This is a genomic window from Edaphobacter sp., from assembly GCF_035763405.1.
In the GTDB taxonomy this organism is placed as follows: Bacteria; Acidobacteriota; Terriglobia; order Terriglobales; family Acidobacteriaceae; genus Edaphobacter.
On the sequence record NZ_DASUBE010000028.1, the window covers coordinates 1 to 12,788 of the forward strand.

Genomic DNA, 12,788 nt, shown 5'->3' on the forward strand with positions numbered 1-12,788 from the left:
AGCGGACGATAGACAAGATTGCCGGCAACCAGTTTATTCATGCTTCTACCAGTGTATGGGAATTGCGCCAGAGAAGATGGATGCCACGACCAGGCAGATCAATCCAAGCTGGAAGAGCGACGCGCCTTCAGCCGTATCAGACTTCGGGAGAAGGCGCAGGGCGTCTGCGAGACGGGATGCTGCGAATGCGAGCACTGCGGCGGAGACCAATGGCCTCCGGTCCGGCAAGCATGGTCCCAATAATTGGCATGACATAGGCTGCGGCAAAGGCGGTGAAGAGAATGCCCATGGTCCCATAGCCGAGAATATAGATGATGCCCGAGAGCCCGCCTTCAGGCGCCAGATGAGCATAGATCGGGATGACGAGCAACCCCCAGGGCGCCTGCCGCACATCGCCGCAGAGTGAATCGAACAAGGTGAAAAGCATCGTCCAGATGATCGGAGCTACGACGAAGACTCCAGCCCATCTGGCAAGGTGGAAGCCTTCGGCAGTCGGGGTGAACGAGATACCGGTTGTTGTGTCGTCCTCGGGAAGCAGACCGCCGATTTCCTGGGCGTACATTGTCGCGAAGTAGATCCTGGGCTTGTTCGGCCAGAACACACGCGGAATCAGATTTTCAAAGCTCGCCAAGATAGGATAGATGCCAAAGACATGTCCCTGTTGAGTGACATTGATGAGCGCATCATCCATGGAAAGCATTTGAAGACGGTCAAAGAACCCCTGCTTGGTGTCGTAGTACTGGACCTTAGGGCCGTCGTCGTCCTCGTTTGTCTCCGCCTCCTGCTCTTTGTACTGCTGCCGGACATATCCCAGCCGAGAGAGGAGATCGATCGAGGCATCGAGCTGATCTGAGAAGGAGTTGCTCCTGTACAGCCTTCCGTACTGGGAGAATGGAACCAGAAATTGAAAGATGAAGACTCCTGTAAGAATGCCTCCAATAATCTGTGGAATCGAGACCCTGTACCTCATACAGCAGGCGGCAACCAGCCAGCAGACAAATGGCGTGAGCATTCCCTCTTTTGAAAAACCGACTACGCCTGAAAAAAACAAGAAGGCAAATGACAACACCACAGGAAGATTGATGCTGCTGGTTCCCTTGGATTTGCGAATCTGATAAGTGACCCCAATGATGATGGCCAGCGGCAGAAAACGGTCCACCTGCTGGAGCGCACTGAGGACCGTCCCGTTACCGTGGGGCATGACGGCCGAAAGCCCCACAATAAGTATCCCTACCAACATGCAGCCAACGGTTGCGTTCTGCATCTTTCTTTCTTCAAGCATGGTCCCCAGAAGGGGGCGCTTTGTAGCCAGCTTGCGACTGACGTACACGGCGGCGAGCATGGAGCATATACCACCGAGATAGACCTCGATAGTGGTCTGGGGAACCAGGAGGTTGGAGTCGGCGGGCTCCCCCAGAATAGCTTTCCAGAAGAAGCCGAGAATTGCGCCCAGAATCGCATAAGCAAAGACGTATGACCCGGTAGCTCGGGTAAACCCACCAGCCAGGTTGAAGGTAATTCCGGCGATGATAATGAAAAGAAAGCAACAAATGGAAAAAAGCCCAGACGTGCCCTCAAGCATTTGCGTGGTGCACAGCAGCGTAGCAAAGATAAGAACGTATAAGAGGGGAATGCGTTCTGGGAATGGAAGGCGCACTCTTGCTTACCTCACCTGCAGCGAACAAAAAATGAGACGTTCATGCATGCTTATGGGCTACCAGTAGCATGGTGATGCGAAAACCAGACAAGGCATCCGACGAATTGACAAATCGTTCATAAGCCATCATCGGGTAAAAAAGCAGCGGATGAGCACGACCATAGGAGGGTTCGGGCTCGATCATGGTAATCACAGGCTCACCGAGACCGCTTGCCAAACACAGCCTTCGCAGTTTGCTCCGTGTATTGGAACGGTACCATGTTGGATACGGATCATGCGCATCTTTGGGAAGCTCGCGCAACCGGTTCGCTAACAACAGATGCACGAAGTGTGGCATGATGTACGCCCCGGCGGAGACGTAGTGGATCAAATTCGGAGTGCGCAGACAATACACACCACCTGGACGCAGCACCCTCCCCACCTCCGCAAAGTGCTCGACAGGATGAGAGACATGTTCCAGAACAAAACTTGAGACGCATGCATCAAAGGACGCATCCGCAAACGGCATTTGTTTGCCATCAAAGACATGAGCCTGCGAAAGCCACCGATTCGTTTTCACATCCGGATCGATGTCCAAACCGGTTACGGGGCCGATTTCGCTAAGTATTTTGGAGCAGTCGTTGCTTGGCCCGGAGCCAACCTCGAGGATTTTCGCACCGGATGGTATCTGCTCTCTGCAAAGCCGAAAAAATGGAAGCTCTCCCCCCTCGAACTCAGGTCGGGAATAGTAGTATTTGTCGAAGAGCGCCTGCGTCATAAAAAGTCCGCTCGATCCTTATGTACTGATAGTTCGTGACTGTTAGGACTGAGTATACTTGTTTTACATGGTCGCCAATCCTGCTCAACACCGTGGAAACAAGCTACCGATACACGTGGGCGACGACTGTTGAAGCACCGGATCCGGGGGCTGACCAAAGAGTGACGCGCCCGTTGAAACCTCTTTGACTTCAAAGGGATGCGCGCCTATCCTTCGATTGACCAGGGCTGCCGCATGGTATGGCAGCCCTGCATTCGGTGATGTTGAGCGGAGCGAATGAGCAGATTCTGCGACGAACTGCGATTGGAACGGGAACGACACCGGATTTCGATCGAGAAGATCAGTGAGGAGACCAAGATCTCTTCACGCCATCTTCACGCGCTGGAAGCAGGAGATTACGCTTCCCTGCCCGGCGGCGTGTTCCGCAAAGGGATCGTTCGAAGCTATCTGCGCGCACTCGAACTGGAAGAATCCACGTGGATGGAGCGGTTTGAAGCCAGCCTCCGGGAGAGCGGCGCAGCCGGTGCAGACGGCGACTGGACCGAGTTTGCCGAAAATGTACGCAGAAATCGTGGTGGCGCCCGGCAGAAAGCCGATCCTCGATGGATGGGTGTAGCCGTGATGGTGGCTTCGCTGGCCGTGCTCGGTTGGGGCGTGTGGAAGTTTGCGATGCATGGGCGACTGTTTTAGCCTGCCTTACGATTCGGTCTGATACCACCGATAGCCGTGCTTTTGTTCCTGGTCGGCTTCTTTCAGGCGCTTGACGACCTGTTTGCGCCGCAGGCTGCCCACTCCCGCAGTAATGAGATCGATAACCGCGAGCGGCGCGACATAGCTTGCCGCAAATGAGAGGCTGTCGATGGGAACGATCAGCAGTTCGTCGGCAAAGCGAGCCAGAGGAGAGAGCATCGAGTCGGCAATACCGACGCAGTAGGCGCCGTTCTGCTTCGCGTGCTCGATGCCCTCGATGGTCATGCGGAGACCGCGCCGGAAGCTGATGCCAACGACAACGTCGCCCTTCTCGGTTGAACGCACCAGGTGAGTTGCGCGTCCGGGGGCAGTTGCTGCCAGTACAGGCAGGCCCGCGATCGTCAGGTGGTACTCCATATAGTTGACCAGCGACGAGGCCATGTCGCCGCCCAGCAGGAGCGTCCGCTTCGCTTCGTGGATGCGGGTTGCGATCTTGAGCACCTGGTGCAGGTCGATGTTGTGCTGGACGAAGCTGAGGTTCTCCTGTATCTGCTTTCTGAGGTCTTTGAGGAACTGCGGCGGCTGGGCAGTGTGGCCGGCGGCCTGCATGCTGTCCAGAATGGTTGCGCTGGTGACGGAGAGGTCGTGCAGGTAATGCTGAAAGTCCTTGTAGCTGCTAAACCCGAGAGCGCGGACGATCCGCACGACCGTGGTGGGGGCCGTGTCGAGACGGCGCGCCATGTCGCGGACATTGAGCAGCACGAAGTCGCGCGGGCTTTCAAAAACAGGCCGGACAATCCCCTGATGCCGTGCGCTGAGCTGATCGACCGTGCGGGCGAGCTGCGGCTGGTAGGCAAAGTGGCGGTGCTCGCGTCCGACCTGCATAAGATCACCTTCGTTCGGGTATTCGATGATGTCAATCACATTCTTTGCCTCCTCAAAGGCCCCAACGTTCCAGGCCGGAGCGCCGTTTCGCGGCCAGCGTCCGAAAATCTTCTTGACACGTGCGTTTTGCCGGATTAACGTTACATCAATTTTCGGAACAACTGTACCATTTGAACCAAGCAATCCGAATTTTGCTTGTTCCTTCGCTACAGAAGGAAAAATGGCTCTGGCAGTGAGTCATGTTCAGATGAAACCGAGATGCCGAGGGCATGGCCGGAACGATGACGGCTGTCCCATCTCATGCAATGGGTTTTCCATCCGCGAGACGCAGCAGTGACGACGGTTCACAAGGAAACATCGCAAGGATTTCAGGAGGCAGTTGAAATGAACATTCTTAGACGCTTTGCACGCAGTGCTGCCTGGGTTGTGGTGCTGGCAGTGTTTGCGGTTGCCAGTTGCACCGTTGCTCTGGCGCAGGCAACCACGGGAAGCATCAGCGGAACAGTGTCGGATTCGACCGGCGCGGCCGTGGCAGGCGCGACCGTGACTCTGACGAATACGGATCGCGGGCAAGACCTGCGAACCCTGACGACCGACGGAGCCGGGTTCTGGACTGCGCCTTCTTTGCCGCTCGGAACATACACGGTCAAGATTGCGGCGAATGGGTTCAAGACGGACGCCGTCACCGGGCTGGTGTTGCACGTCAACGACGCTCTGACGGTAAACCGGCAGTTGGCTGTCGGCAGCGCGTCGCAGGAAGTCACGGTTCAGGCGGACGCAGTGCAGTTGAACTTCCAGAACGCCGACTCCTCCACCACGATCAACGGCACACAGATCCGTGAGCTTTCGCTTCCGAATCGCAACTACGAGCAGCTTGTGGCCTTGCAGCCAGGTGTATCGTATGGCGGAGGCGACCAGCTTTACATCGGTCTCTCGAACCCGACCGGTGAGACCAACGTGGTCAGCTTCTCGGTCAACGGCAACCGCAACAGCGCCAACAACTGGACACTGGACGGTGCGGACAACGTGGACCGCGGCTCGAACCTGACTCTGCTCGCTTATCCCAGCGTCGATGCCATCGCCGAGTTCAAGACGCAGCGCGGAACGTATTCGGCCGAGTATGGCCGGAGCGCCAGCGGTCAGATCAACGTCATCACGCGGTCCGGCACCAATGCCTTTCATGGCACAGCGTACGAGTTCTTCCGTAACGATGTGCTCAACGCCAACACTTTTCTGAACAAGGACCGCACGGTCTTTATACCGCGCAGCAAGCTGCGTTATAACGACTTTGGTTACACGATCGGCGGCCCGGTGTGGATTCCCCGCGTGTATGACGGACGTGACAAGACCTTCTTCTTCTTCTCGCAGGAGTTCCGCCGCGTCCTGACGTACTCGTCGTTTTCAAACTTCGGCGTTCCCACGCAGGCCGAGCGCGCAGGCAACTTTGGCAGCAATTTGGTGTGTCCTTCGGTCAATCCGGCAGATGGTACTTGCAACAAGGCCCTGACGAGCACACTTGACCCATCCACGTTCTCGCCTTTGGCTAAGGCGTATCTGAAGGACGTTTATGCGGCGATTCCTGAGCCTTCCGGCAGCGATGGCCACACGCTCGTTACCCCTCAGCGCAACGTCTATGACCAGACGCAGGAGATCGTCAGGATTGACCAGACGTTCGGTCAGAAGTTGACGGCGTTCTTCCGCTTCATCAATGACAAGCTGCCAACGGTTGAACCGGGCGGACTGTTCAGCGGCACGGGTTATCCGGGAGTGCAGACGACTTCTACCAACTCGCCGGGGCGCACCTATCTTGGCCATGCAACGTACGTGATTAACCCGCGGCTTCTGATTGATGGCGGTTATGCCTATTCATCCGGCGCCATCATCAGCGACCCAACCGGTCAGGTCTTGTCTTCTCACTCGCCCGACATCAAGGCGACTTTGCCGTTCCCGGTAACGCTGGGACGCATCCCCGCGCTCACATTCAGCGGCGGTCAAGGGATTGGCGGCTTTGGCCCGTACCGCGACTATGACCGCAACAAGAACATTTTCGTCAATGTGACGAAAACGCTGGGCCAGCACTCGTTGCGTCTTGGTATCACATGGGACCATTACCAGAAGACGGAAAATGCAGGAGGCGGCAACCAGGGTACATTCGGTTTCACCAACGCTGGATTGTCTTCGGCGCAACTGTGCAAAGGTGCATTTCCGGGAACGAACCCGCCGTGCGCCTACAACTACCAGCAGTCGTTTGCGAACTTCCTCACCGGGTTCGTCTCCAACTTCAACCAGGCTTCGCTGGACATGACGCCCGACATCCAGAACACCTCCATCGAGGCGTATGGGCAGGACGACTGGAAGGCAACGCCCCGGCTCACCCTGAACATTGGCGTCCGTTACTCCTACTTCCCTCAGCCGGTGGACAAGAACCATCTGCTGACGACGTTCGACCCGTCTCTGTTCAAGTCTGCCAACGCGGCGACGATCGACACCGCTGGCAACCTGTGCATTGCCGGCGCGCCGTGCAAGGGAGGCGTTACGCCGAACCCGAACTACGATCCGCTGAACGGCATCAGCATCAATGGGAAGACCTCTCCTTATGGCCAGAAGGTCGGCAAGAACGACACGCTGAACTTTGCTCCGCGAGTCGGCTTTGCCTACGACGTGTTCGGCAATGGCAAGGCTGCGCTGCGCGGCGGCTACGGCATTGCTTACGACACGGCGCTCTATGGCATCTACGAACAGAACATCTTTGCCAACCCGCCGTACGTGCAGTCGCCGAACATTCCCAACACCAGCTTTGATGACCCGGCACAAGGAACCGCGAAGCTGAACACCAGCCCACCCACGCTGCGCGGCACAAGCCCGAACTTCAAGACGCCGTATACGGAGCAGTTCAGCCTGGACCTACAGCAACAGCTTGCTCCCGGCTTAGTTCTTGATACGGGCTATTTTGGCGAACTGGGCAAGCACCTGCTCGGTATCGTTGACCTGAACGAAGTTCCCGTTGGCGCCTATCTGGCAGCCGGACTGGGAAGCACTGTTCCCGGCGACACCGTGAAACGGATCACAACGGGCAATTCGCCGACGCTGAACCAGATCCGCCCCTACAAGGGCTACACGTCGCTCAATTCGATTGAGCCCTGGTTCACATCCAACTACCACTCGCTGCAGATTGCGCTGCAAAAGCGCTTTACCGGCGACAACATGGTCAACGTGAACTACACGTGGTCGAAGGCCCTGACGGACAACCAGTCGGACCGATCGAGCGCAACGCAGAACCTCTACAACATCAAGGGAGACTACGGTCGCGCCGCGCTGGATCGCCGGCAGATCCTGACCGCGGACTTCGTCTACGAGCTGCCTTTCCTTAAGCACCAGCCCGGGCTGGTGGGCCGCGTTGTCGGCGGATGGGAGGTCTCTGGCATCGTCTCGATGAACTCGGGCCTGCCGTTTACGGCAACACGCAGTGATGGCATTGATCCGGGCGGGCTGGGCATCCTTGGGCCGAGCGCCGCCGGACCTCGTCCGGACCAGGTGGGCGACCCGAACGCTGGGCCGCACACACGCCTGCACTGGTTCAACACCGATGCCTTCGCCGCCGTTCCTTCGGGTGTAGTCCGTCCGGGCAATGCGCAGCGCGGCACCATCAACGGACCGGGCTACCAGCGCTGGGACCTCGCGATGTTCAAGAACTTCAAGGTATGGGAGAATTCCTCGTTCCAGTTCCGCGCTGAGACGACCAACACCTTCAATCACACCAACTTCGATTCGATCAGCGTCTCTTCCACATCGAGCCTCTTCGGACAGGTAACTGCATACCGCGCACCTCGCGTACTGCAGTTGGGATTGAAGTTCAGGTTCTAAATTGATTGCATTACCTTAGCGGCGTCGGCTTCGGCAGGCGCCGTTTTCTTTTGCCGTTCAATGCGGAATCTTGCCGTTGAACAACTACTATGTACCGGTGGCTGCGTGGCTTTGCCCGGACGGCTGAGCAACGGTAGAATAGAAAGGTTGGACGCTGTTCGGACTTCGTGTGCGGGCAGACACTCACCTCCAAGGAGTTCGCTTTGGCGACACGCGACCGTTTTTTGTTTACCAGTGAATCTGTTACCGAAGGGCATCCCGATAAGATTGCCGACCAGATTTCAGACGCCATCCTCGATGCCTGCCTGGCGCAGGACCCCTACAGCCGCGTGGCCTGCGAGACGTTGACCTGCACCGGCCTGGTCGTTGTTGCGGGCGAAATCACTACCAAGGCCTATGTGGACATTCAGGGCTTGGTGCGCGGCACGGTGGCGGCCATTGGCTACGACAACGCCTCCTACGGTTTCGACTCGAACACCTGCTCGGTGATCTCGACAATCAACAAGCAGTCGGGCGACATCGCCATGGGCGTGGACACGGGCGGCGCGGGCGACCAGGGCATGATGTTCGGCTACGCCTCGAATGAGACGCCTGAGCTGATGCCGACGGCGATCTCGCTGGCCCACAAACTGGCGTTCAAGCTGAGCGAGGTGCGCAAGAGCGGCCTGATGGCGTATCTGAGGCCCGACGGCAAGAGCCAGGTGACGGTGGAGTACGACGCCAACTTCAAGCCCGTGCGCGTGGACGCGGTTGTCATCTCGACCCAGCACGCCGAGACCGTGGGCAACGACGAGTTGCGCGCCGACATTCTGAAGAACGTCATCCAGGCCGTGATTCCGGCCAGCCTGCTGGACCAGGACACGAAGTACCACATCAATCCGACAGGACGCTTCGTCGTCGGCGGGCCGATGGGCGACACCGGGTTGACCGGCCGCAAGATCATCGTTGACTCATACGGCGGCATGGGCCGTCATGGCGGCGGGGCCTTCAGCGGCAAGGACGCGACGAAGGTGGACCGCTCGGGCGCTTACATGGCGCGCTACGTGGCCAAGAACATCGTCGCCGCTGGGTTGGCCGACCGTTGCGAGGTGCAGCTTGCCTATGCAATCGGCGTTGCCGAGCCGGTGAGCGTGCTGGTGGATACCTTCGGCACGGGCAAGATCGACGAGACCAAGCTGGAGGCGCTGGTGCGCAAGAACTTCTCACTGACGCCGAAGGGCATCATCGAGAGCCTCGACCTGCGCAAGCCCATCTTCAAAGCAACCGCTGCCTATGGCCACTTTGGCCGCAAGGGCGAGGGCTTCCGGTGGGAAGATACCGACAAGGCCGCCGCCCTGAAAGAACAGGCAGGGCTGAAGCAGACAGTCTCGTAACTTCAATTTCAGATTGAATGGAAGAGGCGGGCCGTGTGCCTGCCTCTTTTATTTTCAGGCTGGTGTCTGCTCACGGCTTTGTGGAGTAGAAGGTGTATGTCGCAGTGTAGGGAACGCGAGCAGTGGAGTTGAGGTGCTCGGCGTCGCAGCCAGTGGCCGGAGCAACGCCGCCATGAGTATTAGTTCGGCGGATGGCATCCACGCGAGACAGCAGGCCCGCTCCCTTCGAGTTGGTTGCGTGCAGCAGCAACCACGGGATCGAGTCAGGCACAGGCGCGGCGCTGGTGGCGACGACTTCCGCCGTGACCTGGCTGCCGTCGCGATACTTCCAGATGGGTCCGGCGACATGCGTGCCAACCGTCTCGCCTTTCGCATTGGAGAGTGTAGCTTCGGGGGCCTCGAAGACCCACTGGACATTTACATCGACCTGTTTACAGGTGTAGATCTGCACGCCTTTGGCCGAAAGGCTCATGAGCAGATGCTCGCCTTCAGGCGCGGCGGTGGGGCTCATCTTTTGAGCAAGGGCAGCGGTGGCAAGAACAAGAACGAGAAGCACGGGGAGGGTCTTCATGGCGACAAGTGTACGCGAAGGCGCGAGTGCCGGCTGCGTCAAAAATGAAAAGACAGTGGCGAAAACAGCAACGACCCGGAGGAACTTTGGGTGAACAAAGCGGAGTGTGGCGGCGAGCCGGTTGGTGGGAGGATACTGGAATGACGATGGCCCATGCAGTTCAAGCAAACGCGAAGATGACTCCAGTTCCCAGCTACTTTTCCGGGAAGCAGTGGCAGCAGGTGCTCGGGCGCGACCGGCGCGCGGACGGGCAGTTTGTCTATGCGGTGAAATCGACCGGCATATACTGCCGTCCAAGCTGCGCTAGCAGACGACCCGCGCGAAAGCAGGTCGCCTTTTTCCCTTCCCCGGCGCTGGCAGAAGCCGCCGGATACCGGGCCTGCAAGCGATGTGGACCCGAGCAAGCGGAAGCGAAGCCCGATCCGCAGGAAGACGCGGTGCAGGCAGCAGTGCAGTACCTGCGCGACCGCGCAGGTGAGAAGACGCCGCTCGAAGACGTTGCCCGCGCAGTCGGCATAGGGAGGCTTCCGCTGCTGCGTGGGTTCAAGCGCGTGCTGGGGGTGAGTCCGGGCGAGTTTGCACGGGAGCAGCGACGGGCGACGTTCAAGAATAAAATGCTGGAGCCCGAGTCGCGGATCACGGACGCAATCTACGACGCCGGGTTTGGCTCAAGCAGCAGATTGTATGAATCGAGCAGCGAGGTGCTGGGCATGAAGCCAAAGAAGATGCGCGAAGGCGGCGCGGGAGTGGAGATACGCTATGCGACGGCGGCCAGTCCGCTGGGGCGCATGCTGGTAGCGGCAACCGATGCGGGTGTGTGCTCGATTGCCTTCGGCAACAGCGATGCTGCACTGCTGGCCGAGCTGCGCGGGCGATTCAAAAAGGCAGAGATTGTTCGCGCAAAGAATACCGACGGCTGGCTGGCCGAGGCAGTGGAATATATTGCGAGCCAGATGAGCGAGCACCCGCGTGCCGCAAAGTTTCCGCTGGATGTGCGGGCCACGGCATTTCAGCAGAGGGTGTGGCGCGCGTTGCAGGCGATTCCTCGCGGCGAGACACGAAGCTACGGCGAAATCGCACGCGAACTGGGAATGCCTAAGGCCGCACGCGCGGTAGGCTCGGCTATCGGGTCGAACCCGGTGGCGGTGGTGGTGCCGTGTCATCGCGCGATTCATGGCGACGGCTCGATCGCCGGCTATCACTGGGGCGTCGAGAGGAAGAAGAAGCTCCTGGCAGCAGAACGGCCGCAGTGAGCACAATGCGCATGTAAAGTGGAACGATGAGCCTTGAGGCGGTGAATGCGCGGGCACTGTACAGGAAGATCACATGGCGGCTGATTCCTTACATGTTTCTGCTGTATATCGTGAACTACCTTGACCGCGTGAACGTGGGATTCGCGGCCATGGATATCCAGCGCGACCTGCACTTCAGCAACACAGTCTACGGGTTTGGAGCAGGGATCTATTTTCTCGGTTCGGCGCTCTTCGACCTGCCCAGCAACCTGATTCTTACCCGTGTTGGCGCCCGCGTGTGGATGGCGCGGATCATGGTCTCGTGGGGCATCATTTCGACCCTGATGATGTTCATGCATTCGGCGGAGTCGTTCTACGTGCTGCGGTTTCTACTGGGTGTCAGCGAGGCCGGGTTCTTCCCCGGCATGATCGTCTACCTGACTTACTGGTTCCCTACGCATGAGCGAGCGCGGGCCGTCTCGCGGTTTATGATTGCGACTTCGTTGGCGGGCGTAGTCGGCAGTTCGCTTTCGAGCGCCGTGCTGCGCCTGAACGGATGGCATGGCCTTGCCGGGTGGCAGTGGCTGTTTTTGACCGAGGGCATTCCGACCATTGCGCTGGGCATCTCGGTGCTATTCCTGTTGCGAGACTGTCCGGACGACGCTCCGTGGCTGAGTGCGAAAGAAAAGTCGTGGCTCGATGAAGAACTGCTGCGCGACCGCGAACGATTCGGCGCAGCAACTCGCCACCGGCTGGGCGATGCGTTCAAACTGCCTGCGCTGTGGGTGCTCGCGGGCGCCTACTTCGTAAGCCAGGTGGGCGTATATATCGTCAACCTGTGGATGCCGCTCATTCTCGCAAGCTTCTCGCACGGAGTGGCAGACTCGAGCGTGATAGACCGCTACGCGACGTTTCCCTACCTTGCCGCAGCAATTATGACGCTGGTAGTCGGGTGGAGTTCGGACAAGCACAAGGAACAGCGATGGCACATCGCCGGATGTCTGTTGCTCTCGGCAATCGGGTTTGCGTGGGTAGCCGTGGCGCACAACATGATGGTCGCTTTGTGCGCGTTGACGCTTGCGGCCGTCGGGTTGTGGAGCATGATGGGGCCGTTCTGGGCGCTGACCACGAGTATGCTGGGCGGCACGGCGGCAGCGGGCGCGGTGGCCGTCCTGCAAATTGTCGGCGGTGTGGGCGGCTTCACCGGGCCGTATACCATTGGGCGAGTGAAGGATGCGACGCACAGCTTCACCGGCGGGCTGTTGGCGATGAGCGGATTAGCTGTTTTGGCGGCCTTGCTGGCGCTTGCCGCGCGGCGACACAAGACGGTAACAGCAAACATAACGAGCTGACGGATAGAGCCACGTGAAACCGGCTGGGCTGGTATCCTAAAGCTGTACGAAATCCACATAGAATTGATGTTTTAAACGAGGTAGTGATGGCTACAGCAACGGTTGACAAGACAGCAGAGACAGCCGAGTACAAGGTCCGTGACCTTTCGCTCGCGGAGTTTGGCCGCAAGGAGATTGACATCGCCGAGCAGGAGATGCCGGGCCTGATGGCAATCCGCAACAAGTACGCTGCGGGCAAGCCGCTCAAGGGCGTGCGCGTCACCGGTTCGCTGCACATGACGATCCAGACCGCAGTGCTGATTGAGACCATGGTTGCCCTGGGCGCGGACGTGCGCTGGGCAAGTTGCAATATCTTCTCGACGCAGGACCATGCAGCAGCAGCGATTGCCGCGGCCGGCGTGCCGGTC

The 12,788-nt window shown here is 58.7% G+C and carries 10 protein-coding genes; 6 read left to right on the forward strand and 4 right to left on the reverse strand.

Translation table 11 applies throughout. From position 1 onward, the window contains the following. Positions 1-136 precede the first annotated feature (136 nt). Complete coding sequence (locus VFU66_RS02600; protein WP_326444673.1) at positions 137-1,582, reverse strand: hypothetical protein; 1,446 nt, start codon at positions 1,580-1,582, stop codon at positions 137-139. A gap of 115 nt (positions 1,583-1,697) precedes the next feature. Then, the gene (locus VFU66_RS02605; RefSeq protein WP_326444674.1) at positions 1,698-2,414 is read right to left on the reverse strand and encodes a class I SAM-dependent methyltransferase; all 717 of its coding nucleotides are present in this window, start codon (positions 2,412-2,414) and stop codon (positions 1,698-1,700) included. A 276-nt stretch (positions 2,415-2,690) separates the two neighbouring features. Here VFU66_RS02605 and VFU66_RS02610 point away from each other — a divergent pair, with 276 nt between their 5' ends. Then, entirely contained in the window at positions 2,691-3,104 is a 414-nt protein-coding gene (locus VFU66_RS02610) for a helix-turn-helix domain-containing protein (protein WP_326444675.1), read from the forward strand. Between the two features lie 6 nt (positions 3,105-3,110). Here VFU66_RS02610 and VFU66_RS02615 read toward each other — a convergent pair whose 3' ends face one another. Further along, a complete protein-coding gene (locus VFU66_RS02615; protein ID WP_326444676.1) occupies positions 3,111-4,028 on the reverse strand; it encodes a MurR/RpiR family transcriptional regulator in 918 nt (305 codons plus the stop codon). Positions 4,029-4,373: 345 nt separating this feature from the next. Between VFU66_RS02615 and VFU66_RS02620 the strand changes: the two genes are divergently transcribed. Both VFU66_RS02620 and metK read left to right on the forward strand, forming a co-directional pair. Continuing rightward, the gene (locus VFU66_RS02620) at positions 4,374-7,853 is read left to right on the forward strand and encodes a TonB-dependent receptor (protein ID WP_326444677.1); all 3,480 of its coding nucleotides are present in this window, start codon (positions 4,374-4,376) and stop codon (positions 7,851-7,853) included. Positions 7,854-8,056: 203 nt separating this feature from the next. Then, positions 8,057-9,226 carry a methionine adenosyltransferase gene (gene metK / locus VFU66_RS02625; RefSeq protein ID WP_326444678.1) on the forward strand — a complete coding sequence of 390 codons (1,170 nt, stop codon included), beginning with the start codon at positions 8,057-8,059 and terminating at the stop codon, positions 9,224-9,226. Between the two features lie 70 nt (positions 9,227-9,296). Here the strand turns inward: metK and VFU66_RS02630 are convergent, their stop codons facing one another. Next, positions 9,297-9,782 (reverse strand): DUF3455 domain-containing protein, encoded by a 486-nt coding sequence (locus VFU66_RS02630; protein ID WP_326444679.1) that lies wholly within the window; start codon positions 9,780-9,782, stop codon positions 9,297-9,299. 191 nt (positions 9,783-9,973) lie between these two features. On the opposite strand from VFU66_RS02630, the gene VFU66_RS02635 reads away from it, so the two are divergent. The 3 genes from VFU66_RS02635 to VFU66_RS02645 form a co-directional block, all read left to right on the forward strand. Beyond that, positions 9,974-11,050: a bifunctional transcriptional activator/DNA repair enzyme AdaA gene (locus VFU66_RS02635; RefSeq protein WP_326444680.1), complete on the forward strand. Its 1,077-nt coding sequence runs from the start codon at positions 9,974-9,976 to the stop codon at positions 11,048-11,050. A 26-nt stretch (positions 11,051-11,076) separates the two neighbouring features. Next, positions 11,077-12,381: an MFS transporter gene (locus VFU66_RS02640; protein WP_326444681.1), complete on the forward strand. Its 1,305-nt coding sequence runs from the start codon at positions 11,077-11,079 to the stop codon at positions 12,379-12,381. Positions 12,382-12,467: 86 nt separating this feature from the next. Continuing rightward, the coding region (locus VFU66_RS02645; protein ID WP_326444682.1) for an adenosylhomocysteinase at positions 12,468-12,788 on the forward strand (321 nt) is incomplete at its 3' end.

Excerpts from the sequence above, each read along its gene's own strand:
- VFU66_RS02605 (WP_326444674.1), bottom strand. The coding sequence starts at position 2,414 with ATGACGCAGGCGCTCTTCGACAAATACTACTATTCCCGACCTGAGTTC.
- VFU66_RS02635 (WP_326444680.1), top strand. The coding sequence starts at position 9,974 with ATGACTCCAGTTCCCAGCTACTTTTCCGGGAAGCAGTGGCAGCAGGTG.
- VFU66_RS02600 (WP_326444673.1), bottom strand. The coding sequence starts at position 1,582 with ATGCTTGAGGGCACGTCTGGGCTTTTTTCCATTTGTTGCTTTCTTTTC.
- VFU66_RS02610 (WP_326444675.1), top strand. The coding sequence starts at position 2,691 with ATGAGCAGATTCTGCGACGAACTGCGATTGGAACGGGAACGACACCGG.
- VFU66_RS02640 (WP_326444681.1), top strand. The coding sequence starts at position 11,077 with ATGAGCCTTGAGGCGGTGAATGCGCGGGCACTGTACAGGAAGATCACA.
- VFU66_RS02620 (WP_326444677.1), top strand. The coding sequence starts at position 4,374 with ATGAACATTCTTAGACGCTTTGCACGCAGTGCTGCCTGGGTTGTGGTG.